17 protein-coding genes and 1 tRNA gene are annotated in these 23,505 nt (G+C 55.6%); 10 read left to right on the forward strand and 8 right to left on the reverse strand.

The window, feature by feature from the left end:
* Positions 1 to 29: 29 nt before the first annotated feature.
* Positions 30 to 953, reverse strand: coding sequence for an alpha/beta hydrolase (locus SH467x_RS07910; protein WP_482370732.1), 924 nt, complete (start codon positions 951 to 953; stop codon positions 30 to 32).
* 254 nt (positions 954 to 1,207) lie between these two features.
* Here SH467x_RS07910 and odhB point away from each other — a divergent pair, with 254 nt between their 5' ends.
* Together odhB and SH467x_RS07920 are read left to right on the forward strand one after the other, a co-directional pair.
* Positions 1,208 to 2,545 carry a 2-oxoglutarate dehydrogenase complex dihydrolipoyllysine-residue succinyltransferase gene (gene odhB, locus SH467x_RS07915; RefSeq protein ID WP_482370733.1) on the forward strand — a complete coding sequence of 446 codons (1,338 nt, stop codon included), beginning with the start codon at positions 1,208 to 1,210 and terminating at the stop codon, positions 2,543 to 2,545.
* Between the two features lie 30 nt (positions 2,546 to 2,575).
* Entirely contained in the window at positions 2,576 to 3,496 is a 921-nt protein-coding gene (locus SH467x_RS07920; RefSeq protein WP_482370734.1) for a sugar phosphate isomerase/epimerase family protein, read from the forward strand.
* An 8-nt stretch (positions 3,497 to 3,504) separates the two neighbouring features.
* Here the strand turns inward: SH467x_RS07920 and SH467x_RS07925 are convergent, their stop codons facing one another.
* Positions 3,505 to 5,082: an amidohydrolase gene (locus SH467x_RS07925; protein WP_482370735.1), complete on the reverse strand. Its 1,578-nt coding sequence runs from the start codon at positions 5,080 to 5,082 to the stop codon at positions 3,505 to 3,507.
* A 430-nt stretch (positions 5,083 to 5,512) separates the two neighbouring features.
* On the opposite strand from SH467x_RS07925, the gene SH467x_RS07930 reads away from it, so the two are divergent.
* Positions 5,513 to 5,585, forward strand: a tRNA-Gly gene (locus SH467x_RS07930).
* 52 nt (positions 5,586 to 5,637) lie between these two features.
* Entirely contained in the window at positions 5,638 to 7,110 is a 1,473-nt protein-coding gene (gene tig, locus SH467x_RS07935; RefSeq protein ID WP_482370736.1) for a trigger factor, read from the forward strand.
* 116 nt (positions 7,111 to 7,226) lie between these two features.
* Here tig and SH467x_RS07940 read toward each other — a convergent pair whose 3' ends face one another.
* Both SH467x_RS07940 and SH467x_RS07945 read right to left on the reverse strand, forming a co-directional pair.
* Positions 7,227 to 7,622 carry a PaaI family thioesterase gene (locus SH467x_RS07940; protein WP_482370737.1) on the reverse strand — a complete coding sequence of 132 codons (396 nt, stop codon included), beginning with the start codon at positions 7,620 to 7,622 and terminating at the stop codon, positions 7,227 to 7,229.
* The gene (locus tag SH467x_RS07945; protein WP_482370738.1) at positions 7,612 to 7,992 is read right to left on the reverse strand and encodes a hypothetical protein; all 381 of its coding nucleotides are present in this window, start codon (positions 7,990 to 7,992) and stop codon (positions 7,612 to 7,614) included. Before SH467x_RS07945 ends, SH467x_RS07940 begins: the two co-directional genes overlap by 11 nt.
* 291 nt (positions 7,993 to 8,283) lie before the next feature.
* Here SH467x_RS07945 and lpxK point away from each other — a divergent pair, with 291 nt between their 5' ends.
* On the forward strand, positions 8,284 to 9,351 hold the full coding sequence (gene lpxK, locus SH467x_RS07950) for a tetraacyldisaccharide 4'-kinase (protein ID WP_482370739.1): 1,068 nt from the start codon (positions 8,284 to 8,286) through the stop codon (positions 9,349 to 9,351).
* 20 nt (positions 9,352 to 9,371) lie between these two features.
* Here the strand turns inward: lpxK and SH467x_RS07955 are convergent, their stop codons facing one another.
* Positions 9,372 to 10,376 carry a UDP-glucuronic acid decarboxylase family protein gene (locus tag SH467x_RS07955; RefSeq protein WP_482370740.1) on the reverse strand — a complete coding sequence of 335 codons (1,005 nt, stop codon included), beginning with the start codon at positions 10,374 to 10,376 and terminating at the stop codon, positions 9,372 to 9,374.
* 251 nt (positions 10,377 to 10,627) lie between these two features.
* Between SH467x_RS07955 and SH467x_RS07960 the strand changes: the two genes are divergently transcribed.
* On the forward strand, positions 10,628 to 11,308 hold the full coding sequence (locus SH467x_RS07960) for a lysophospholipid acyltransferase family protein (protein WP_482370741.1): 681 nt from the start codon (positions 10,628 to 10,630) through the stop codon (positions 11,306 to 11,308).
* A 48-nt stretch (positions 11,309 to 11,356) separates the two neighbouring features.
* Here the strand turns inward: SH467x_RS07960 and SH467x_RS07965 are convergent, their stop codons facing one another.
* A complete protein-coding gene (locus SH467x_RS07965; RefSeq protein ID WP_482370742.1) occupies positions 11,357 to 13,003 on the reverse strand; it encodes a fatty acid CoA ligase family protein in 1,647 nt (548 codons plus the stop codon).
* On the reverse strand, positions 13,000 to 14,208 hold the full coding sequence (locus SH467x_RS07970) for a type I glutamate--ammonia ligase (RefSeq protein ID WP_482370743.1): 1,209 nt from the start codon (positions 14,206 to 14,208) through the stop codon (positions 13,000 to 13,002). The genes SH467x_RS07965 and SH467x_RS07970 overlap by 4 nt, the downstream gene beginning before the upstream one ends.
* Positions 14,209 to 14,471: 263 nt before the next feature.
* Between SH467x_RS07970 and SH467x_RS07975 the strand changes: the two genes are divergently transcribed.
* From SH467x_RS07975 to SH467x_RS07990, 4 genes are all read left to right on the forward strand, one after another.
* Entirely contained in the window at positions 14,472 to 16,685 is a 2,214-nt protein-coding gene (locus SH467x_RS07975; protein ID WP_482370744.1) for an ATP-binding cassette domain-containing protein, read from the forward strand.
* Positions 16,664 to 18,085, forward strand: coding sequence for an HlyD family secretion protein (locus SH467x_RS07980; protein WP_482370745.1), 1,422 nt, complete (start codon positions 16,664 to 16,666; stop codon positions 18,083 to 18,085). The genes SH467x_RS07975 and SH467x_RS07980 overlap by 22 nt, the downstream gene beginning before the upstream one ends.
* Entirely contained in the window at positions 17,992 to 19,740 is a 1,749-nt protein-coding gene (locus SH467x_RS07985; protein WP_482370746.1) for a TolC family protein, read from the forward strand. The genes SH467x_RS07980 and SH467x_RS07985 overlap by 94 nt, the downstream gene beginning before the upstream one ends.
* A 187-nt stretch (positions 19,741 to 19,927) precedes the next feature.
* Complete coding sequence (locus tag SH467x_RS07990) at positions 19,928 to 21,193, forward strand: PHP domain-containing protein (protein ID WP_482370747.1); 1,266 nt, start codon at positions 19,928 to 19,930, stop codon at positions 21,191 to 21,193.
* A 990-nt stretch (positions 21,194 to 22,183) separates the two neighbouring features.
* Here SH467x_RS07990 and SH467x_RS07995 read toward each other — a convergent pair.
* On the reverse strand, positions 22,184 to 23,353 hold the full coding sequence (locus tag SH467x_RS07995; RefSeq protein WP_482368807.1) for an IS110 family RNA-guided transposase: 1,170 nt from the start codon (positions 23,351 to 23,353) through the stop codon (positions 22,184 to 22,186).
* Positions 23,354 to 23,505: the final 152 nt, after the last annotated feature.

The raw sequence follows: 23,505 nt of genomic DNA on the forward strand, positions 1-23,505 counted from the left end.
TCTCACAGAAAGTCGGTACGTTGATTTGTTTATTTCGTCGCATCCGCCGCAATGAACTTCTTCAGCGCTTCGGAGGCTGGGTCTTCGGGTAGCCCCAAGTCGTTATTGAGTTTGCTGTGTTCCGAGTCCTTGGCCCCGAACAGGGTAGAGGGAATGCCCGCATCTTTGAGAACGGCATCAAGCCGCTGGGCTTGCGCGGTGGTATCTGGATGGCTGGAGACGTAGAGAATTAGGAAGGGTGGGATCCCCTTGTCCTTCGCGACGTGTGTGACAGCGGAGAAATCGATATGTTTCGCAGGGTCGTTTCCAAACTTTTCACGATGACCGAATTTCGCTTGCGGCTGTTTGTGGACGCGTCGGCGCGTTTCTGCGGTTTCGATGATCGCGGGGATGTCATACGTATCACCGTCGACCGGAACGCAACCTTTCAACGAGGAGAACGGAACTCCTTCGGCGGCCAGGTATCGATGGTCGATGCAGACGAGTGCGGCCAATTGGGCACCTGCCGAGTGCCCCATCACATAGATTCGTTTTGCATCGCCACCGAAGGAACCGATGTTCTTGGATACCCACCCCAGCGACTTGGCGACATCCTGAATGATCGTCTCCATGGGAACGTTTGGAAGAAGTCGATAGTTGGTGGAGACAAACACGAATCCTTGATCGACAAACCATTTTGGTTTGAGTTGGACCTGCGATTTATCCCCTGTTTGCCATCCACCCCCATGAATCCAGAAGACGACCGGAGCATTCTTGGCATTCGCAGGGCGGTAGATGTCCAGGACTTGTCGTTCAGCCGTTGGCTCCGCGTAGGGAATATCCTTTTGCAGAGCCGGTTCCGAGATCGTGCCGTTTTGGCCCTGAGCCAAAGCCGTAGCAACTGGAGCCCACGCGGGGAGGGATGTCATCAAGGTGACCGCACAGAAAAAGCGAATCGATCGGAATGTCTTCATGGCAAACTCGCAGGTGGGATGAAAGAGGCAGCGGTGGGAAAAAGAGCGGAATCGTTAGGATACAGCGATCCGCACCAGGAAGGGTATTCTGCAGTCGGAAAATCGGATTGGTGCGGGTGACACCCCGACCCCCTTGCTATATGCTCATAGTAGCGTTGCTTCTCCCATTAATGCATGGGCGGGGGCATCGCCTGTAGCAGCCGCGAGTTGCGATCCTTTTTAGTGCTCGGCCCCCGAAAATTCAGTTACATTCCATGGTAGATATCGTCGTTCCGTCGGTCGGTGAGAGTATTTCTGAAGTCCAAATCAGCAAATGGCTTAAGAAGGAAGGGGACTGGGTCGCTGCAGGAACCGATCTCGTCGATCTGGAAACCGAAAAGGCTTCCGTGCAGATCTCCGCTCCGGAAGATGGGATCCTGTTGAAGATCCTCAAGAACAACGAGGAATTCGCATCGGTAGGGGACATCCTCGCCACCTTCCAGCCGGCGGCCAAAGGGGCTTCGGCATCCTCCAGTCCAGCGCCTGCACCCCAGCCGGCGTCCGCTCCCCAGCCGGTACCTGTACCCCAGCAACATGTATCCTCCGCGCCGGCTTCAACCTCCGCGGACCCTCGCGTCATGCCTGCCGCGCAGCGTGCTTTGGACGATCATCAGCTTCAGGCCTCGCAGGTACCCGCCACAGGTCCAGGCGGCCGACTGCTCAAAGAAGACGTCGCTCGCTACGTCAGCCAAACCGCCCCAGCGGCCCCAGTTCCTCCTGTTCCCGCGCCGGCTGCACCCGCACCGGTCTCACCGGCCACTCCGGCTCCCACGAAGACCGTCACAGGGACGTTGGCACCGCCGGTTACTGCACCCACCGCCTCGACCGGAATGGTCCAACAGGGAAGCTCGAATCGATCCGAGGAGATCAAGCCGATGAGCATGATCCGACGGACCATCGCGTCTCGGCTTGTTCAAGCGCAGCACACAGCGGCCTTGCTCACCACCTTCAATGAAGTGGACATGCAGCCGGTCATGACCCTTCGCAACAAGTACCGCGACGCCTTCGCCGAGAAGCATGGTGTGAAGCTAGGCTTCATGTCCTTCTTTGCGAAAGCGGCTTGCGAAGCATTGAAGCGATACCCGTCGGTCAATGCCGAGATTCGCGGAAACAATATCGTCTACCGAAACTACTGCGACATCGGGATTGCCATCGGTGGCGGAAAGGGCTTGGTCGTCCCCGTCCTTCGCAACGTCGAAAAGATGGGCTTCGCAGAAATCGAGCGGACCATTGGTGAATTCGCGTCGCGAGCTATGGCCAACAAACTGATGCCAGAGGATCTTGAGGGTGGCACCTTCACCATCAGCAATGGTGGTATCTACGGTTCGCTGTTGTCCACGCCGATCGTCAATCCACCCCAAAGCGGTATCTTGGGACTGCATTCGATCCAGGAGCGACCGATTGCACTCAATGGGGAAGTCGTCATCCGCCCCATGATGTACTTGGCCCTGACCTATGACCACCGGATTATCGATGGTCGCGAGGCGGTCACGTTCTTGAAGACCATCAAAGAAGTCATCGAAGACCCCTCCCGTTTGTTCCTTGAGATCTAGTCCGGCTCCTGTTCCGGTTCAAAGCCAATCATGATGCAACTGGGATTCGTCAGCGCCATCCTTCCTGAACTGGAACTGGCGCAGGTTCTTCAAACCGCGTCGCACATTGGATACCGATGCGTCGAGGTGATGTGCTGGCCCCCGATCAAAGCGGAGCGCCGCTATGCTGGGATAACCCACATCAATGTCGACGACCTATCCGACGCGTCGATGGCTTCGATCGCTCGATTGCAGCAGGAGACGGGAGTCTTCATCAGCGGATTGGGCTATTACCCAAACTGCCTTGCACCGGACGAGCAAGAAGCAGAGCGATGCACCGAACATTTGAAGAGGGTGATCGCAGCCGCTCCCAAGCTAGGCATCGATCGCGTCAACACCTTCATCGGGCGCGACTTCACGAAGAGCGTCGACGAGAACTGGCCCCGCCTCCTGAAGACCTGGAAGCCTATCGTGGATTTAGCCGAGAAACATGGCGTCCGGATCGGCATTGAAAACTGCCCGATGCTCTTTACCCAGGACGAATGGCCGGGTGGAAAGAACATCGCGACCAGCCCTGCGATTTGGCGGCGTCTATTTGCGGACTTGGGGAGTCCTAATTTGGGATTGAACTACGATCCATCCCATATGGTCTGGCAGTGCATGGACTACTTGAAACCGCTAAGAGACTTCATCGATCGTATTTTTCATGTGCATGCGAAAGACGTTCGAATCGATCGCCATCGTTTGGATGAGGTAGGCATCTTTGCGCATCCGAAACTCTACCATTCCCCGAAGCTACCAGGTCTTGGGGAAATCAACTGGGGTCAATTCTTCTCGGTGCTCAGCGATGAAGGATATGTGGGCCCTGTTTGTGTGGAGGTCGAGGATCGAGCCTACGAAGCGACTGTGGAGACTCGCACGGAGGCGCTGGCCCAAAGCTTCCGATATCTAAGCCAGTACGCGCCCCAGTAACCGCTGCCTCAATTACCGCTGGCCTGGTAGACGATTTGACCGTTGAAGACAGTCGCGCCGATTTCAGCCCGGTGAAGTTCCGTGGGTGGAAGATCTCGCAAGTCTTTTTTCCAGACCACGATGTCTGCCAACTGTCCCGCCCGGATCGATCCCTTTTCGGCCTCCTCCCCTTCCGCGAATGCGGCACCATAGGTGTAAGCAAAGAGAGCCTCCTCCAGCTTCAATCGCTGCGAGCGAACGAAGGGTTCCTCGGGCTTGCCATCGAGCGTTTGTCGCGTCACAGCGACTTGCAGGCCAGCGCGAGGGTCGAGCGAAACCACGGGCCAATCGGTACCGAACGCGAGCCGTCCCCCGCTCGTGAGGATCGACTTCCACGCCCAAGCCCTCTCGGCCCGTTGAGGACCAATATTGGCGACCCAAACGTCGAAGATATTGCTATTGGGTTCAGCATGACGAGGCTGCATCGAAGCGATCACCTCCAAGGGCTTGAGACGAGCGATATCCGATGGATCGATGGTTTCGACGTGTTCGAGTCGATGACGGCGCGATCGCTTTCGGTCCGGATTCGATTGCAGGGCATGCTCGAACGCATCGAGCGTCATCCGCACGCCCCCTTCCCCGATTGCGTGTACCATCACATTCCACTCCTCTCGATCCAGTCGAGCGATCAAACGCTGCAGCTCGGCGGCGTCGCAGGTCGGCAACCCAAGGGTGTTTTGGTTTGCATAGGGAGAGAGTAGGTAGGCCGTATGCGACTCGATGACACCGTCGATAAACAGCTTCACCGATCGCACGCCGATCGACTCTTTCGCGCGTCGTGTTGCGGACAAGCGATCGAAATCCGACTCGCTCATTCCCACTTGGCCAGACAACGCAAAGTGAGTGCGAAGCGGAAAGCGGCCAGATTGCAAAAGGGAATCGAAGACCGCTAGTTCGGAATCATCCACACCGCATTCCTGGATACTCGTTACGCCGAGCCGATGCGCCATCGCGATCCCCTCCAGCAACGCCTCTTTCTTTTCATCGAGCGTTGGGACCGGAAACAGGGGATCGACCATCCGCTGTGCGGACTCTTTCAGGACCCCGGTCGGTTCGCCCGTAATAGGGTCCCGAACGATCAGTCCTCGCGGCGGATCGGGGGAGTCGCGGGTGATTCCCGCTTGGCGGAGCGCGACGGTATTCACCCAAATGGTGTGTCCGTCGTAGCAGCGAAGAAGAACCGGTTTGTCCGCGACGACCGCGTCGAGCATTTCGCGAGTTGGCAAACCGCCCGCGAACGCGCCATAGAGCCAGCCCCGTCCGACGACCGTTGGCCGTTCCGGATGTTGTTTCGCAAAGGACTTCACTCTTTCCAGGATCGTCGATGCATCGTGAGCGTCGTTCAAATCGATTTGTTGCAACCCTAGGGAACCGGATAGGAAATGGACGTGGGCGTCGTTCAACCCAGGAGTGACCAGCCCCCCTTCGGCCTCCAGGATGGTCGTCGCGGGCCCGATCCAGCCGTTGGAATCTCGATTGAGACCGACCCAAACGATCCTCCCCCCGCGAATCGCGATCGCTTCGGCATCGGCACCGGACCATTGCAAGACGCGTCCTCCTCGGATTACCAGGTTAGCCGGGCTAACTCGGTCAGCAGGGCTTAGTGGGGGCGCAGGGGGAGTTGGCAGGTCAGCCGGGGGGGGATTGGCCGGCGGCTGCGAAGAGGCGTCGGCGGGAAAGCCCCAGGAAAACAGTAAGAAAAGGATGCACGGAAGGGTGCTGGAGTCCCGAAGGCGGTTCCGAGAGGGAGCGGTGGGTCGAAGATTCATAGCCGGTCGCAGGGAAGGTCGAAGATGAGGTCCCCACATCCTACCATCCGACGCGGTCACTTTTTCATAAATCGGTTCGAACGGACTTGCAGCGAAAGGCGGGATTCCTATAATCGGCGTCCCGCATCAGCGATTGCGCATCTTGCCATGAGTGCTGAACAAGCGGAAATTCGATAGACGCAGCGGGCATAACTTGACAGGTTCCCCTGCGGGTGTAGCTCAGTTGGTAGAGCACAACGTTGCCAACGTTGTTGTCGTGGGTTCGAATCCCATCACCCGCTCTTTCTGTCTGGTTGTGCCCTTTTTTCTTCTTTAAGAGGACGTTTTCAGGAAATGTCAGCTGTCGACACTCAGGCACCAGATTCCAAGCTTCAACTGACCGTCAAGATTGACAAGCCGTCGAGCTGCCTCCGGCACGTCGTCGTCACGATTCCTCGGGCTGAAGTAGATCGTTATTTCCGCAAGACGTTTGACGAGATCGCTCCCCGCGCGGATCTTCCCGGTTTCCGACCTGGAAAGGTTCCCCGAAAGCTTCTCGAAAGCCGTTTCAAACAAACTGCCTTGGACCAAGTCAAGAGCGGGCTGGTGATGGACTCGCTTCAGCAAATCACCGAGGGTGGTGAGTTCTCGGCGATTTCCGAGCCCGATATGGACTACGGAGCCGTCGACATTCCCGACACCGGCGACTTTACCTACGAGTTCAAAATCGAAGTTCGCCCCGAGTTCGACACACCGAACTGGAAGGGTCTCGAGCTCACCAAGACCGAATACAAGCTGAGCGACGAGGACGTCGATAAGCAACTGATCAGAACGTTGGAACGCATCACGGCTGGGGAAGCGTTTGACGGCGAAGCCCAATTCGGCGACCGCGTGGTCACCAGTATCCGATTCAGTTTGGACGGCAAAGAGATTAGCTCGATCGACGGAACCGTGGTCACCCTCCGCAGCAAGCTGAGTTTGGCCGACTCCATCATCGAGAACTTCGGCGAATTGATCACCGGAACCCGTGAAGGGGATGTCCGCGAGACCAAGGTCAAGATTTTCGAAACGTCGCTCAACGAATCGTTGCGTGGCAAGGAAGTCGACGCCACGATTACCGTCGACGAAATCCGTCGCGTGAATGTCGAAGCTTTGAGCGGCGCGACCCTCGAGATGCTCGGATTCGACAGCCCTGCCGAATTGCGGGATTTCGTGCGAGCCGAGCTAGAGCGACAAGCCGAGTATCACCAAAACCAACTTCTCCGCGAGCAGGTCACGGCCAAGCTCACGGAAGGGGCGGATTGGGAATTGCCTCAAGCGGTTGTTCGCCGTCAGGCAGATCGCGAGCTCCATCGCCGCGTGTTGGAATTGCGACGCAGCGGCTTCACCGACGATCAAATCCGCTCGGTCATCAACGGCGTTCGACGCAACATCGAAGGGACCACTCAGGATGCATTGCGACAGCACTTCGTCCTTGAAAAGATTGCCGAAGATCTCGGTATCGAGCCAACCGAAGCGGAATACGAATCCGAAATCGAACTGATTGCGACCCAAAGCGACCTGTCCCCACGACAAGTCCGAGCCAAGCTGGAGCGAAGCGGGCAGATGGACGCCCTCCGCAACCAAATCCTCGAGCGACGCGTCATCGAGACGATTGTCGGCGAAGCCAAGCTCACTTCCGCCGATGGTGGTTCGATCCTCAAGGCGGAACCAGATGAGTTCGCTGTCGAATACTTGGTCGCCCCGGTAACTCAATCCCTTCCTGAAGCGAAGTACGATGAGAAGCCAGAGGATGGCGTCGAGAGCAAGTCGGTTAAGCCGACCTAGTCTCCCACCCTATTATCCCATCGATCCAAAGGCCGAGCTTTTACGCTCGGCCTTTTTTTATTGGCTCCAACGTCTTTTATTGGCGCCAACGTCCGCCTTTAAATAAACGACTGCCCTTAGATAACCGTGCAGCTGCAAGTGCTTTGGCAGATGAGTCGGCCTCGCTCATCGACGATGCGGCATTGCACAAATCCGACGCGGAGGCCGCGCTGGATGAGTTCGCCGGTCGCGATCAATTTTTTGCTGACCACCGGTCGCATGAAGTGGATGTGCAGATCGATCGTCGAGAAGTCTTGTCCTTCATCCAGGGTTCGACCAAATGCGATCCCCATCGCAGCATCGGCTAAAGCAGCCAAAACTCCACCGTGAACGCGTCCCATAGGATTGTGGAGTCGATTGTCGACCGGCAGCTCCACCACGGCCCGTCCAAGCTCCCGATCCGATTCGGTAGCGTCATGAACATCGAAACCGAAGAGGACAGAGATGGGGGCTTGGGAAAATCTATCGGACATTCTTGCGGATGGTTGAAGGAGTCGGCTCGCTCAGATTGAATTCTTGGAGAGCGAAATCCGCGTCCACCTTGCGGACGCTTTTCAGTTGGATATCACCCGACGAGGGGTCGACATGATAAACCGCGATGGTGGATTTTGTTTGATCAAACAACACAACTTGCTGGAAACCATTGGAGAGAATGGCGCTGGCCATGACGGTGGACCCTGCGGACGCAGCGTGGGCCGGAGCGATCGCCGAGATTGAGAGGGGAGTGCTCGCTGCAGGAATGGCTCCTGTTTGGCTCCAGCTCCTCTGCGTCGTAGCGCTGCACGCGTAAAGGAGGCCGAGAGCGAGAGACGTTGCAGAAAGCCCGCGGAGTAGAGTCTTCATGTCGGCACCTAGTTGGCAATGGACAGACCTAGTTAGCAATGGCCAGGCCGTATCGTAAACGGCCCGACGTAGATCGGCTTGAGGAGCAAGGCAGTTCGTTGGACAATCGAACGGGATTGTTCTACCTCTCTGGAGCGGGTGAATGCCAGTCCAATTGCATGCCAGCTCGCATGCGGACTTCAGCATAATCCGCCGCTTCGATGTCGCGTCCTTGTTCGGGATACCGTATGATCCTGACCATTCCACTTCCCATAGCTCGCCCCACACGTTTCCTTTGTCCCTCTCCGCAACTTGATACCCAGACTCCGAGCGACGATTGCGAACAATTCCAATTCCTTGAGCGACATCAGCATCAGGGCGGCATTGTGGTGCGCGAGTCAGCCGTATGCGGCGGCGATTTGGCTCAGGAACCTTTCCTTTGATCGGGGCATTCAGAAGAGCCAGCGAGTCGGCGTCCCCGTGATCTCCGTTGGGAATCTGACAGCGGGTGGAACGGGCAAGACCCCTACCGTCGCGTGGCTTGCCCAGTGGTTTCGCGACCGGGCTGTGCGAGTGGCGATCCTATCGCGAGGCTATGGAGCCGGTCCCGATGGTATCAATGACGAAGCCAAAGAATTGGAGCTTCGATTGAGAGATGTCCCCCATCTGCAATCTCCGGATCGGGTCGCGAGCGCGAAGATTGCGGTGGAGGAGCTGGACATGCAAATCCTGCTCTTGGACGATGGCTTTCAACATCGACGCATCCATCGCGATTTAGAAATCGTTCTCTTAGATGCTCGAGAACCGTTTGGGTATGGCCATCTTTTACCTCGAGGGCTTCTGCGCGAGCCACTGCGATCGCTCAAACGAGCTGACATCGTGATCGCCACCCGTTCGGATCAAGTCGATGCACAGAGGTTAGCGAGCATTCGCACCAAAGTGCAGCGATACAATCCCAAGGCGGCTTGGTTGGAGAGCCGACATCGGCCGCTTCGGCTGAGAAACTCGCAAGGTGCGATCCTCGACGTCGATTGGTTGCGAGACAAGCGAGTCGTGGTCGTCAGCGGAATAGGAAGTCCGGAAGCATTCCATCAAACCACCGAGTCGCTCGGGGCAATTCTCGCAGGAAAAATCACCTTCCCAGATCATCATCTCTACCACGAAGGGGACATCCGCGAGATAGCCAGTCGCGCGTCCGATGCGGGAGATTGCGATGTCATTCTCTGCACAGGCAAGGACTTGGCGAAAATCGCCGTTCCGGCCATCGAGTCGGTCCCGGTATGGAGTCTCGACGTCGATTTAGAGATCACGAGCGGGCTCGAAATCTTCGAAGACCATCTCAAAGAGATCATCCGCCAAATCAACTATCCATTGAAGTGATGACTTGCCCGCAGGTGTGATCACACGTAGTTCGGAGTCGGTGGACGGTAATGATCGAAATCGATCGACCGGAACCAATCGATTGTCTTTTGAAGGCCTTCTCGCAGGGGAATAGTCGGCTCCCAGCCTAGATGTTTCTTTGCCAAGGTGATATCCGGTTGCCGACGCGTCGGATCATCAGGAGGCAAAGGACGTTTCTCGATCGAGGATTTGGCCCCGGTGAGTTCGACGACCAGTTCCGCCAGTTCGCGGATGGTGAATTCAGACGGATTGCCGATATTCATTGGACCGATGACATTTTGCTCATTGTTCATCAATCGGAAAATGCCTTCCACAAGGTCGTCGCGATAGCAGAATGATCGCGTCTGTTCTCCTTCGCCAAAGATTGTGATCGGCTCCCCCTGGATCGCTTGCCGAATGAAGTTCGACACCACCCGACCATCATACGGGTGCATGCGAGGACCATAGGTATTGAAGATACGGACGATGCGAATGTCGACTTTGTTCTTGCGATAGTAGTCCATGAAGAGTGTCTCAGCGACCCGTTTCCCTTCGTCGTAACAAGACCTTACACCGATGGTATTGACGTTTCCCCAATACGACTCGGGCTGAGGATGGATCAACGGATCGCCGTAAATTTCGCTGGTGCTCGCTAGAAGAATCCGGGCTCCACAGCGTTTGGCCATGCCCAACATGTTGATGGAGCCCATGACCGACGTCTTGACGGTTTTGATGGGGTTGAACTGATAATGCCCTGGCGCTGCGGGGCAAGCCATATGGTAGATCTGATCGACTTCCAGAAAAATGGGGAGCGTCACATCGTGGCGAATCAATTCGAAATTCGGACGACCAAGAAGATGGGCGACGTTCGACTTCTGCGAAGTGAAGAAATTGTCGAGGCAGATCACATCGTGCCCGGCTTCGACCAAGCGTTCACAAATATGGGATCCGAGAAATCCCGCCCCACCCGTCACCAGTACTCGATTGATTTTCGACACGTTCTTACCCCGTTTTAGCTTGTCCATCGACCCTTTCGATTATTCCACACAACCCGTGAACCGGCCCACTCCAGCGGGCCATACCGATGGATTTGGGCTACTCGCAGCAAACTATGCCGACTGGGCAGGTTGTAGGGTGCAACTTCCATGGGTGCAGGGAATCTCGTCCAAAACGAGGAACCCGCCGGTAAATCCTCGTTGGCTCTTGCCATCCCCTCCGAATCAGCGAATATGATGGGGTGTCTGCAGCCCCATTCTTCCCAACCAACCTGGATCCCTTGACCGCAATTCCTGGCCATCAATCGAGTTTGTTGACCCCCGAGTCCCCGCATTTGGCGGGTCGGTCGGCGCTGTGCAAATTGACAGGGCACACGATCGCTTTGGCCGCGAAGCTGGTGAGCGGGTTTACCGTGCGTTGGATTGGTGCCGAGCCGGATACACGCCAGCGAGTCTATTTCGCCAATCACACGAGCCACTTGGACGCGGTCGTATTGTGGTCGTGTTTGCCCAAGACGCTTCGGCAGTTGACCCGTCCCGTTGCCGCGCAGGATTACTGGGGATCTTCTTCGTTTCGCCGCTTCCTCGCCCAATCGTTCAATGCGATCTTGATCGACCGAAAACAGATCAAAGTGCATCAAAGTCCGGTCGATGTCATGATGCGAGAGATCGGGGACATGTACTCCCTCATCGTCTTTCCGGAGGGAAGCAGGGCATCGGACGGCGAGATGGGAGAATTCAAAAGCGGGCTGTATTACTTGGCGAAGAAGCGACCGGACTTGGAATTGATTCCGGTCTACATGGACAATCTCAATCGCATTCTCCCGCGTGGAGAATTCATGCCGGTTCCTCTGCTCAGTTCGATCACCGTCGGGCACCCTATATTCTTGGAACCGGGGGAGGCCAAGTCGGAGTTCCTGTCGAGAGCTTCGAAGGCGGTCAAGGTTTTGAAGGAACGGTAGGCGCAATTCCCAATTCGCAGTTACTCGACGAGGCGGCCACGTGTCTCGCTATTTCTTTTCGCTCCGCCGCTGAGCCCAAACAGCCAACTGCTCCCGAAAAATCTTGGAATTGTGCCGAATGTCGGTGGGGAGTTTGGTGGGATACACCACGACCTTCTCAACGGAGTGCGAAACCTCCGAGCCTTTCAACCGCTCGGTCACTTCGTCGACCAAACAATCCGGGTGGGAGCTCCGGTTCCAAGGCTCGAGGATCACCCAAGGGACCTGATTTGGCGCCGGTCCCACTCCAACCAATGCCGATCGATAGATCTCCGGATGTCCGTTTGCGATCGCTTCGATCGGCTCGGTAAAGAGAACCTGATCGCGTGTCACAACGCGATGCGCTTTGCGTCCACAAAACCAAAATCGCTCTTGCTCATCGAGATACCCCACATCCCCCATGCGGTGCCAGACGCGCTCGCCATCGAAAACCTTATGCAACGGATTTTGATCCATGCGGGTCACGTACCGCTGCGAGACGATCGGACCGGAGACCATCAGCTCGCCGATTTCTCCGCGACGTAGCTCTTCCGTCTCGTCGATTCGGTGCATCGCATCGTCACGGATTCGAATCACTTTCCACTCGATGGTTGGAAATCGGCTCCCGACACACGTCCCGCGTCCTGCGGCGGTTTTCGCCGCGGTTTCGTCGAGAACTTCGCGAGACTCGATCGATGCAATGGGGAGCGCTTCGGTGGCTCCGTAGGGAGTGAAGACGCGTCCGTTGGGGTCGATCCCATTTCGGATCGACTGGAGCACGCGGGGTGGAACGGGAGCGCCTGCTGAGAGCACCAATTGCAGGGGTTTCATCGTTCTACCCGAGGCTTGGCAATAGTTTCCCATGCGAGTCCATAGGGCGGGCGAGCCAAACGATTGATTGATATTCCACTGTTCAATCGCATCGAGCAATCGCGGCGGATCCACGTCCGCCGGACGGGTTGGATCCATATCGGGAAGAATGGTTGCTGTTCCCATCACGGCATTGAAAAGGCCAAAGAGGGGAAAGCAACTCAAATCCCTACCACCGGGAACGATACCGAATCGCTCCGCCACCAAATCGACTTGCGCATGAAAGGTTTGATGGGTGTAGAGGACACCTTTCGGTGGTCCCGTGCTTCCTGTGGTGAAGATGACCGCCGATTCGGCATGCACGTCTTCAATCGGGTTTCGGTAGGCAGATGGCGAAATACCTTCCAGGCGGCTCAAGGTAACGGAGGGAAGTCCCGGAAACCAACGCCCGACGAGCACATTGTGTTTGGCTTTGGGGAATCTCGATTGCAGCATTCGAACAATGGCGTGCGCCATCGGAATCGCGATGAAGCCATCGGGCTCCGTCGCTTCGAGACAGCGAATGAGGTTCTTTTTACCCATGCCTGGGTCGACCAAGACCATCGTGGCCCCCGCTTTCAACAATGCGAAGACGAGGGTAATAAAGTCCTCTCCAAACCGGACCAGCAACGCGATACGCTTTCCGGGCCCGATCCCCATCCCTTGGAGCCCCGCCGCGATCGAAGTCGACCGCCGATCCAAGTCCGCGAGACTCAATGTCGAGTAGCGTCGGTTGGTCCTCTGCTTCCAGCTACCAACAGGGGAAGCAATCGCGAGAGCATCCGGTCGAACCGCAGCCTGCTGAGTCAGCCGATCCGCGATATTCATGAAAGAGACTCAACGCGATGCCGAATCCACTCGACCAACTCCTCGCTAAAAACATCCCCTTGAGTCAGGAAGTCCGAATCCATGTCTAGCGTTTGGAACGCTTTCGTTCGATCCCAATGTCCCTGAACAACAGGAATCACCGAACCGGAGTCGATTTTGTCTCGCGAAGGGAGAGGAGTTTTATTGTGGATGCCATCGATCATCGCCATAATCGTCGCCGCGCAGGCCAAGTAATGATTTCCGGACGCTGGTACTGCATGGAGTTCGAGGACAGACTCGCGGGGAGACGTCGCATCCGGTGCTGGTTTGCAGAATGCAGCAGGCGAATTGGGTTCGCAATCTTGAGAAAAAGGAACGGTCGAAGGGGACTGCGAACGATCGGATTCGGAGAGCCAGAAGATGCAGGTAAGCGTTGCAGCGTGTTGCAGAATCCCCCCCAAGGCATGTCGCCCCAAATCGGAAAGGCCTTGATACGCACCGCTCGAGAAAACGGGTTCCCCCCCTCGGACGAAACTCCATTGGGTCGCTGCCCAGTGGGATGCGATGTCGAGCGATGAACCCGATTGCGCACCGGTTTGCTCGATTACGTAGCGAAGCATGGCGCAGTCGTCGCACGCCTCCAGAACGGACTTGGGCTGGATCGCAAACTCCGAGAGATTCTTCGCGTTTAGAAAATGTCGATCGACGGCTACGCCCGCTTCTGCGGCGAAATCCGCTATCCGGGAGCGAATCAAGTACTGCGAATCGGTCCCTCGCGACGCGCGCGTCTCCTCGAGAACTTTCACCGTATTCAGGGTGAAGGGGAGCGAAGTACGGATACGCACATCGTCCGCGATCCCGGTCGACTGCAGATATCGCAACGACTGGGCAGCGACGAAGCGAGAATCGAAGGGACTCTCCTCCCGCTGCAGGATGTCTTGAATCGTCGCAATCAAAACCAACGCAGGCTGTTGCGTGAATGGGTCGAGATAGTGGGCATGGCTCTGAGGCACGAGAATCGAATACGGGTGATAGGGCATCTGCGGGTCCACGACCACCTCGTGGCCTAACCCTTCCTCGAAACTCGTCTCCGACAAATTGGCGATCGGCAGGGTTACCTGTCTCCAGCCTCCCTCCAAGTCCGTATACCGCAAATCAAAGCTGCGGATACCTTTTTCGCGACAGTAAGCCAGCACCGCCTTCGGTTTCACAGAAAATCCTTTCATCCTCTAGTTAGCGCAATCTCTTCTCCATTGTAGGGAAAATCCCTCGCCCCTCTCGAGTTTGCTTCAGAAAGTTATCGAAACCCATCGAAAAGAATCGTGATGGGCGCGCCGCATGGGGCTCCGCTTCTTGCCTAGCTCCGAATAATTCATGGAACGCACGATATTTCACAACAAATATTGTGTAAACTCCACTTTCCGAAGAACTTGGAAACCGAATAATACCGGGCGACTGTGAAAACCAGCCTTCCCTATTAAGAACGTTTATGTTGCGACAACAACCCGATCCAGGCCAGTCGAACGACCAGGTCCGCGAATTGATGCGACTAACGCTTTGCGAGTTGGCCGCCAAACTGGATATTCCGATTGAGTCCAACGAGATCCAGCGGTCGCTGGCCGATTCCGCCGTCGACATTGTGGACGACAGCTGGGACGCGATCACTCTTTTGATGATGCGATCGGCGCAGGGGATCGGGATCCGTCTTTCGCCGGTGGAGTTGCAGGCCTCGGACGTATGGGAACTGCTTCTCGAGGGGTTCGCCATCGTTCAGATGCAGCGAGACGGCGATGGAGACATCTCCTATGTCTATTCGAATGTCCACATCGGCAAAATCGACGAGACTCGGCTCACGATTCGCAATAAGCAATCGGACTCGACGTCGAAAAAGTCGCTGGTGCGACGCGTGACGGCCAGCTCCGAGCGATCGATTTTTTTCATTGCCGAGCGGGCGCTCGTTTGCGAGCCGACCACAACCCAAGCCAACGCGTCTGCGGATCGCGTTCGCCGCGTGGCAGCGGACCACGCGCATCACGCTCCTCACCAACACGACCATCATCCGCACATTTCACCGCAGCAACGGTATCTTCGATTCCTGAAATTTGACTCGCGCGACATCTGGACCCTTGTCATTTTCGGATTCGTCGTCGGGGTGTTGGAGCTTGCCACTCCCCTCGCCGTCGAGCAAATGGTGACAACGATTGGTTTCGCCAGCTTGACCCAGCCGCTGATTTGGCTAGCGGTACTTCTCTTTGCCATCCTGTCGCTTTCGGCTGTCATCAAGGGTATTCAGTACTTCGTCGTCGAGATTTTGCAGCGGCGCATGTTTGTGCGGATCGTGGGTGACCTGTCGGAGCGGTTACCGCGATTGGAACGGTCTGCAATGGATGGACTTCATGGTCCCGAGCTTGCCAACCGGTTTTTCGACGTCATGACTATGCAGAAGTCGACAGCCATGCTTTTGATCGATGGTCTATCGCTCGTTATCCGCACGGTCACGGGCCTTTTGCTGTTGGCGATCTATAGCCCCTACTTGCTCGCGTTCGACGTCGTATTGATTATCTGCATGACGATTTTTCTTCTGCTGCTGGGCCGCGGAGCTGTTCGGACCGCTATCGAAGAGTCGCTCGTCAAGTACCGGATCGCGCACTGGCTTCAGGATGTGATTGGCAATCCTGTTGCATTCCAGGTGCACGGTGCCGGCGAACTGGTCACCGACCGCTCGAATCGATTGACGGTTGAATACCTCGGCGCCCGGCGCGACCACTTTGTCGTCCTCATCCGACAAACCCTTTTCTCGTTGATGCTTTACGCCGTCTCGATCACGGCCATCTTGGCTTTGGGTGTGTGGTTGGTTTTCTCGGAAAGTCTGAACATCGGGCAACTCGTGGCTAGCGTATCGGTCGTCGCGGTCGTGGTCGGTGCATTCGCCTCGATCGGAAAGTCACTTGAAGCGTTCTATGACCTCATGGCCGCTACCGATAAAGTAGGACACTTGCTCGACCTGCCGACTCTTCCCCCCTCGCGATCGTTGGACGCAGGCATTGGCCCTGTGGAGGTACGATTGCGAAATCTTACGGTCAGCGGTTCGGGCAATCTCCATTTCAACATCGGCGACTTGAAAATCGCCAGCGGAGAACGCTTCGCCCTCCACGGAGAAGGGGAGTGCGGCAAGTCGCTGCTTCTGCAGACCCTTTCCGGATTGCGTCCTCCCACTGAGGGGATGGCGGAAATCGGTGGAATCGATTCCCGGGAAGTCAATCGCTTTGCCGAAGGCTCGATGGTATCCGTTGCCGGGTCGCCCGAGATATTCCACGGAACCATCTCCGAAAACATCTCGTTGCGCCGACTCTCTGTTCCTTCCTCCGAAGTGCGTCACTCCCTTATCAACACCGAGCTGTGGGATGAGGTACTGGCGATGACCAAGGGGCTCGAGACGATGCTCCAAACCGGTGGCTACCCATTGAGCCACACTCAAATGGCTCGCCTCACCATCGCCCGCGCGATCGCGACCAAACCACGTCTGCTTTTGATCGACGGAACTCTCGACGTTCTACCTCCAAAAATGCGGTATGCCATTTGGGATCATTTGCGAGACAGCAAGCAGCCTTGGACCCTGGTCGTCATCACCCACGACCCGGTCATCATTGAACAATGCGACGGACACAAGGATTTGTCATCATGCCTAGTAGCACACAAGTAGAGACCGACCTGACACCGCTTCCAGCGTTGCAAAGCCCTCCCAAACGGAGGATGGTACGGTATCGCCCCACCGAAGCGCTCGGCACCCGCTTCCCCGCCATGCACTTGGTCCGCTCCAGTTGGTTCTGCCGGGTCATCGCCCGTTCCACCGCATTCTTGATGGTCGTCTTTCTCTTGGCCGCCATCTATGTGCCTTGGCAACAAACCTCCCGATGCGAAGGAGTCGTGACCGCTCGAAATCCCAATGAGCGTCGCCAAGTATTCCTCAGTACCGCCAAAGGAATCATCGCCGAACAAAAACCTGGCTTGCAAGAAGGATCCCATGTCGATGCAGGGGAAACCATCATGGTCCTCGACACGCTCGCGAAGGACCAGATCGAACTCATCCAGAGCCAACAGAAGCAGTTGGAGGACAAGAAGTCCTTCACCCGATCGCAGCTCGATTTTGCCGTCACCCAAGTCGAGAACACTGAAGAATCCGGTCGTCAAATGATTCGAGCCACCCAAGCCGAGATCGACGCGGCCCATGCGAAGTGGGAGTCGGCCGAGGCGGAGGTGGAAGCCCAATTAGCGCGACTCGCGCAAGCGGAATTCGACGTCAATGCGTACGAACCTCTCGCGGGAAAAACCGTCAGCATTCAGAAATACCAACAAGCGATCAACGATGAAATCGTCGAGGCCAAGAAACTAACTCGCGCCGAACGCGCCAAAGACGAAGCTGCAAACTTCCTAGAAGCCAAACGACGAGACCTCGATAGCAAACGGCAAGAAATCGACAAGAAGGTTTCGGAGGCTAGGCAAAAAGTCGATGAGTATCGCAACAAGCTAGCGGATATCGAAAAAGAGTCCCAAGACATCAGCGTCAAACTCGGCGAACTTGAACGACTTCGTATCGTCAGTCCGACTTCCGGACGCGTGCAGTCGATCCTCGGACAAGTCGGCAAGGCGGTCGACGTGAAGGATATGCTCTTTGAGCTCATCCCCGACACCGATGATTTGTGGGTTGAACTGAGCGTACGTGGCATGGACCAGCCACTCATCCAGAACGGCGACAAGGTCCGTCTGCAGTTCGAAGGATGGCCAGCAATCCAATTCGTCGGATGGCCAAGCGTCGCCAAAGGGACTTTCGGTGGCGTCGTCAATGCTATCAATCCAGCCGATGACGGAACGGGTAACTTTAAGATCTTTGTTGGCCCAGACCCCGACGATCCCGCCAAAGAAAAGTGGCCCGATAGACGATACCTTAGACAAGGTGTTCGCGCGAATGCCTGGGTTATCTTGGACAGTGTACCACTAGGCTTTGAGATATGGCGTCAACTCAACGGATTCCCACCAACCCGCGCCGGCGCTGGGCCCGATGGTGGAAAATCGAAGGAGGTCAAAGCTCCCAAGCTCAAGTAATCCTGCAAGCGTGCCTACTAACAGGCTTGGCTTTTTCCCCCCCCGATCCGGTATGGGGGCAAGCCGAACCACCCACCCCGGCGCCGATGCCGATACGGCCATCGCGACAGGGTGAATCGATCCGGGATCGGCTCAATCAGCAACTTCAGGGGCCGAACAAACCGCCGAGCGACCCCACCACGCTCGACATCCCGAATATCCTCCAGTCAAAGCCGACCCCCGGTGCGCCCTCTGACAATGCATTGGACGTAGATCCCAATGCAGCGTTCGTAGAGCAAGATATCCTCACGCTTTCCGACGTCGTCGCCTCGACCTACCGCGGGTTCCCTCTCATCGAGATCGCTCGGCAGCAAGCGGGGGTAACGAGCGGTGAGTACCGATCGGCCTGGGGGGCCTACGATACCAAGCTCGAATACTTTTCGCTCAATCAACCGCTGGGCTACTACGAAACCTATCGCAACGGAATCGGCGCCGCTCGACAACTATGGTGGGGGGGATACCTAAGCACCGGATACCGCATCGGTCGTGGCTATTACGAACCCTGGTACAAAGAACGTCAAACCGACGACGCCGGCGAATTCAAAGTTGCCTACCAACAGCCCCTTCTGCAGGGTCGCGCCATCGACCCACAACGGGTTGAGCTCTTTCAAGCCAATTTGAGACGGCAATCGGTGGGTCCCGAAGTGCAGTTCCAACTCTTGGTCGCCACGCGGGACGCAGCTTTTGCTTATTGGCAATGGGTCGAACAAGGAAACATTCTGCGTGCCCAACGCAATTTGCTCCGGTTGGCGGAGCTTCGCGCGGGACAATTCGAGGAAGCCTTCGAGCGCGGCGTCGCTACCGAGTTGACCGTTTCGCTCAACCGGCAAGAGATCCTTTCACGGCAATTGAAAGTAAACGACACGCAGATGAAGTTTCGGGACTCCGCGTACAAGCTATCGATCTTCTTGCGAGACGAAAACGGCCAGCCACTTCTGGCCCCCCCCGAATGGCTGCCACCTCGATTCCCCAAACCGGTCGATATCGCGCTCGCGACGTACGAGCAAGATTACTCAAGTGCATTATCGGCTCGCCCCGAACTTCGATTGATCGAGCTTCAAGCCCAAGAAGTACGACTCGACCTTCAGCTCGCTCGCAATCAAACATTACCCAATGTCGACTTCACCATCCAAGCCGGGAAGGACATTGGCGAACCAGCGACGAGCTCCAATGACAAGCGCGAGTTCGAACTGGAAACTGGCATCGTTGGTGGTGTGCCTATCCAACGAAACAAGGCCTTCGGTAAGATTCAAAGCACCAACGCCAAACTGGTTCAGATCGCGCAGAAGCTGGAATTTCAACGGAATAAAATCAACGCCGAATTGCTGATGGCCCGCAATCAAGTGGAGATCGCACAGCAAAACGTAAGGATCGCTCAGGACTTCCTAGCGGAAACACAAAAGGTCCTGGACCTGTTCCGACTCGCTGTCACTCAAGGGGACTTCGATCTGCAACTCTTCTTGCAACAAGAAGTCAAAGTCACCGAAGCAGAGGTCAAACTTCTGGAAGAGGTTCGAACCTACTACCAAGCCATCGCAGCCCTGCAAGCTACGCTAGGCTTGGACCCTCTCGATCAATCCACCCTTCTCAACACCACATCGGTCTACGAGCAATAAGCTGCTCTGTCGGCGCGACCATCTTTTGCGTGTTAATTTTGAGGGAATGCCCCCTCGTTGAACGGCTTCCAGGGAATTGCCCGTCCACGTTTCTTGTTACACTAGATGGGATGCTCGAACAAAAGCTAAGAGCATCGGACCGCCCGACTTCCCCGCCTTCCATTCTCGCTTCCCCACGATCCACCTCATGAAATCGTACTCCCTCTGGCGATTCGCTTTTGCCACCGCTTCGCGTTATGCACTCCCCGCATGCCTCACTTTGGTCGTTTCCGTCTCCAGTTGTCTCGCCCAATCTCCAGCTTGGTACAAAGGGAATCTTCACACCCACTCGTTTTGGAGCGATGGGAATGATTTCCCCGAGATGATCTCGGATTGGTACCGAACGCGCGGATATTCGTTTTTGGCCATCTCCGATCACAACGTTCTTCAAAGCGGTCAGCGATGGATGAAGCAATCGACGGTGGAATCGCGCGGTGGCAAAGAGGTCATCCCCAAATACATCCGACGGTTCGGCGAGTCGTGGGTTGAAACTCGCGGCGAGTCGGGATCCGAAAGCGCTGAGATTCGCTTGAAACCCCTGGATGAATATCGCTATTTGCTCGAACAAAGCGAGAAGTTCATCCTCATCCCCTCCGAAGAAATCTCGGACAAAGCGGAGGGGAAGCCTGTCCACATGAACGCGACCAATGTCGCGGAAGCGGTGAAGCCCGTTGGTGGCGCGACGGTGCGCGAGGTAATGGAGAACAATCTCCGCGCCGTGCTCGAGCAAGAAAAGAAGCTGGGCCGAGAAATCATGGTGCACCTCAATCACCCTAACTTTCACTACGGAGTCACCTTCGAAGATCTCGCTGCCGTCATGAGCGAGCAGTTCTTTGAGGTCTACAACGGCCACCCAGGGGTCAATCACCGAGGGGATAAAGATCACCCGAGCGTCGAACGCATTTGGGATTTGGCCAACCATCTCCGCGTCAACAAACTCGGCGGCTCGCTCCTCCTAGGGATCGCGACCGACGATAGCCACGAGTACCATGGCAAACCAGGAAGCCGGCCCGGAAGGGGCTGGGTGATGGTCCGAAGCCACTATCTGACGCCAGAACACTTGATCCGCGCGATGGAGTCAGGTGATTTCTATGCGTCGAGCGGAGTTTCTCTCCAAGACGTTCAGTGGAACAAAGCGACCTCGACCCTCTCGGTGGCAATCCAATCCGAACCGAATGTGCAATACACGACGGAGTTTATTGTCACCTCAAAGGATGCGGAACTCGATCAAATCGGGCGCGTCGCAAAGACCTCCCAAGACCTTCAATCGAGCTACACACTCGCACCGGGAGAAACGATCGTGCGAGCGGTCGTGACAAGCTCGATTGCGCCAGTCGATCCCGTCTTCGATGACCAAAAACAACAGGCTTGGACGCAACCCTTCACGATTCCGCCACCCGCTACCAAACAATAGTCGACCGGACTGAATCAGCCCATTCTCTCTTGGGTGTGATCGGCTCATCCTCGGAATGGTCGCTTTGACCGAGGAATGCTGCTACAAGATATTGCGCGAGCATTTTTGGGGTCGGCGTCTAAATGCTTTCGCTTCTCGCATCCAGGTGGATAATAAGGGCAAGGCTCGGTTGCTACGAAAAGGAGAAAGGCGACTGAAAATGGAGGCTTGTGCCGTGACTCATGTAGGAACCCAACATGGATCAACAGGCTTAAATGGGTCGCCCTAGCTGCTGCGCAGCAGCTAGGGCGTATTCCTTTCCAAATCCCAGCTGGTGGGTCAATTCCTACTTGCTCGGTACTGGGTCAAAACTATTTGCCCGCTGACAAATCCCTCGGACTAGCTTCGTTTTTGACGAGTACGAGTACCGTTTCACTGAGTACGAGTACGTTCCTGAAAGAGTTTAGGATTGTTTCGTGCTTTCTTCGTTTTTTTCTTTGGTGATGGGCGTACAGCTCTAGTCTCGCATTTAGCGAGATTTCTTCATTGCGTCGGCTTACGTAGGCGTGTTTCTTCGTTCGGTTGGTCGTTGTGCTTGATTGAGTCAGTACAGGATCTTTGGTCAGGTCATTGCAATCGTTCTTTTCACGGCGATTGCACCTCATACATTCCTTCGTGGGGGCACATGCAGAATTGCTTCTGAATGCTCGAGTCCAACGTGACTCGACACTGGATTTAGCGATGCGATCCATCCACACAAGGTGCTTCCAAATCAAGTACTCGTGCAGCTATTCAGGCAGTCGTTTCTCTTGTGAGAGAATGATGACGACGAGGCTGCATCCACGTGCTCGTACGGAGGGGCTTGCCTTGGTGAATAGCCTAGGTTCGCAACGCCAAAGTCTGCAATCGCAGGCTCGGGCAGCCGAGTCTAGGCTGGTACACTCACTCATAAAGCGTGTTTCGTTATTACTGCTCCTTCACCGGTTCTTTTCTAAGGGGCTGAACGCCTGACTACGAGGCGATATTGTGCGTTTTCGATCCTGGTTTTGGCTTCTTCTTGATCTGGTTTATACGTCGGTTCATCATTTCAAGCCTAGCAGTGCAATAGTCTTTGTCCTCGACGAGCATGTGGCGTATCACGGTGCACAACCGACGCATCACAGCGACTCTCGCTATCTTGCTACCACGACGATCGCGAATCGACTTATACCACTTCTTCATCGCTGGATCTTTGCGTAGAACATGAAGGACCATTTGCCCTAATAGATGACGTACTACCGTGCTGCCCGCTTTGGTGATGTGACCTCGGCGACCTGTTCCCTCCCCACTATCGCTCACCGTTGGTGTTAGGCCAAAGTAATGCGACAGGCTTCCTCCACGGAGAAATCGCTTGGGATCGCCAATTCGGCACTGGATTGCCAACGCGGTAAAGTTACCTGCACCTGGTATGGTGCGAAGGAGATCAACCGATCGGATTCCTTGGCAACGTTGAGCGATTTTTGTATCGAGGACTTCAATTCTCTTGGGTAAACGATCTAGCTCTTCGAGTAGCCAATCTATCTCTTCGCGATCCCAACTAGAAAGCTGCAATGTTTTGAGCCAGAGGAGTGCCTTCTTGGATGGGAAAGTCTTGGTCGGCATTGCCCACTGAAGATTGTAACGTCGCAAAATATGCTTGACTTGATTTACCGTCTTGGTGTGTTGTCGAGTGATTTGTTGTCGCACAAGTGTGAGACGTTGATTCTCCATATCCAGGGGAGATGGCATCACAACCTGCCGTACCCCTCGTACGGATTGGTTTAGCAAAATACGTTCACGGTTTGCCCATAACAGCTCGCTAAGCTCCTTGGCATCGCGTCGATCCGTCTTGATGCGACGCTTCTTTTCAGGCTGTATCACAACCACTCGCTTGCATCCATACTTTGGCAACAAATCTAAGAGCCAATCGTTGAAGCCGCAAACTTCGACAATGGCGGTAAAGCCATCCGTAGCGAGCTTTGTAACGGACTCAAGATAGTCGCGTACTCTCGAGGGTTCGGTGCTGACTTGGCGAGCCTGGACCACATCTCCTGCTTCATTTCGCAGAGAAACGGTCAATTGCTTTGCGTGCTGATCGATTCCAAGGTAAAACATGAGTCGGTTCTCCGAGAGGGACTTTGCATAGTTTGAGTCCGGCTTCATTCCAGTGATGAAGACGATCACTCGTCTCCCATCATCTCGGAGAACCGTTTCTCAAACCACCCAACTCTTTCATCGCCATCGAGTACGAAATCCGACTCAGATGGACCAACGCCGCTGATAATCGACATCGAGGAATAAACTCCGTCCGAGTC

It is taken from the genome of Brakhagea slesvicensis, from assembly GCF_052161625.1.
GTDB lineage: Bacteria > Planctomycetota > Planctomycetia > Pirellulales > Pirellulaceae > JBKCUI01.

Excerpts from the sequence above, each read along its gene's own strand:
- SH467x_RS07965 (WP_482370742.1), bottom strand. The coding sequence starts at position 13,003 with ATGAATATCGCGGATCGGCTGACTCAGCAGGCTGCGGTTCGACCGGAT.
- SH467x_RS07955 (WP_482370740.1), bottom strand. The coding sequence starts at position 10,376 with ATGGACAAGCTAAAACGGGGTAAGAACGTGTCGAAAATCAATCGAGTA.
- odhB (WP_482370733.1), top strand. The coding sequence starts at position 1,208 with ATGGTAGATATCGTCGTTCCGTCGGTCGGTGAGAGTATTTCTGAAGTC.
- SH467x_RS07995 (WP_482368807.1), bottom strand. The coding sequence starts at position 23,353 with ATGAAGCCGGACTCAAACTATGCAAAGTCCCTCTCGGAGAACCGACTC.
- SH467x_RS07975 (WP_482370744.1), top strand. The coding sequence starts at position 14,472 with ATGTTGCGACAACAACCCGATCCAGGCCAGTCGAACGACCAGGTCCGC.
- tig (WP_482370736.1), top strand. The coding sequence starts at position 5,638 with ATGTCAGCTGTCGACACTCAGGCACCAGATTCCAAGCTTCAACTGACC.
- SH467x_RS07985 (WP_482370746.1), top strand. The coding sequence starts at position 17,992 with ATGGCGTCAACTCAACGGATTCCCACCAACCCGCGCCGGCGCTGGGCC.
- SH467x_RS07970 (WP_482370743.1), bottom strand. The coding sequence starts at position 14,208 with ATGAAAGGATTTTCTGTGAAACCGAAGGCGGTGCTGGCTTACTGTCGC.
- SH467x_RS07980 (WP_482370745.1), top strand. The coding sequence starts at position 16,664 with ATGCCTAGTAGCACACAAGTAGAGACCGACCTGACACCGCTTCCAGCG.
- SH467x_RS07910 (WP_482370732.1), bottom strand. The coding sequence starts at position 953 with ATGAAGACATTCCGATCGATTCGCTTTTTCTGTGCGGTCACCTTGATG.
- SH467x_RS07990 (WP_482370747.1), top strand. The coding sequence starts at position 19,928 with ATGAAATCGTACTCCCTCTGGCGATTCGCTTTTGCCACCGCTTCGCGT.
- SH467x_RS07945 (WP_482370738.1), bottom strand. The coding sequence starts at position 7,992 with ATGAAGACTCTACTCCGCGGGCTTTCTGCAACGTCTCTCGCTCTCGGC.
- SH467x_RS07920 (WP_482370734.1), top strand. The coding sequence starts at position 2,576 with ATGATGCAACTGGGATTCGTCAGCGCCATCCTTCCTGAACTGGAACTG.
- SH467x_RS07940 (WP_482370737.1), bottom strand. The coding sequence starts at position 7,622 with ATGTCCGATAGATTTTCCCAAGCCCCCATCTCTGTCCTCTTCGGTTTC.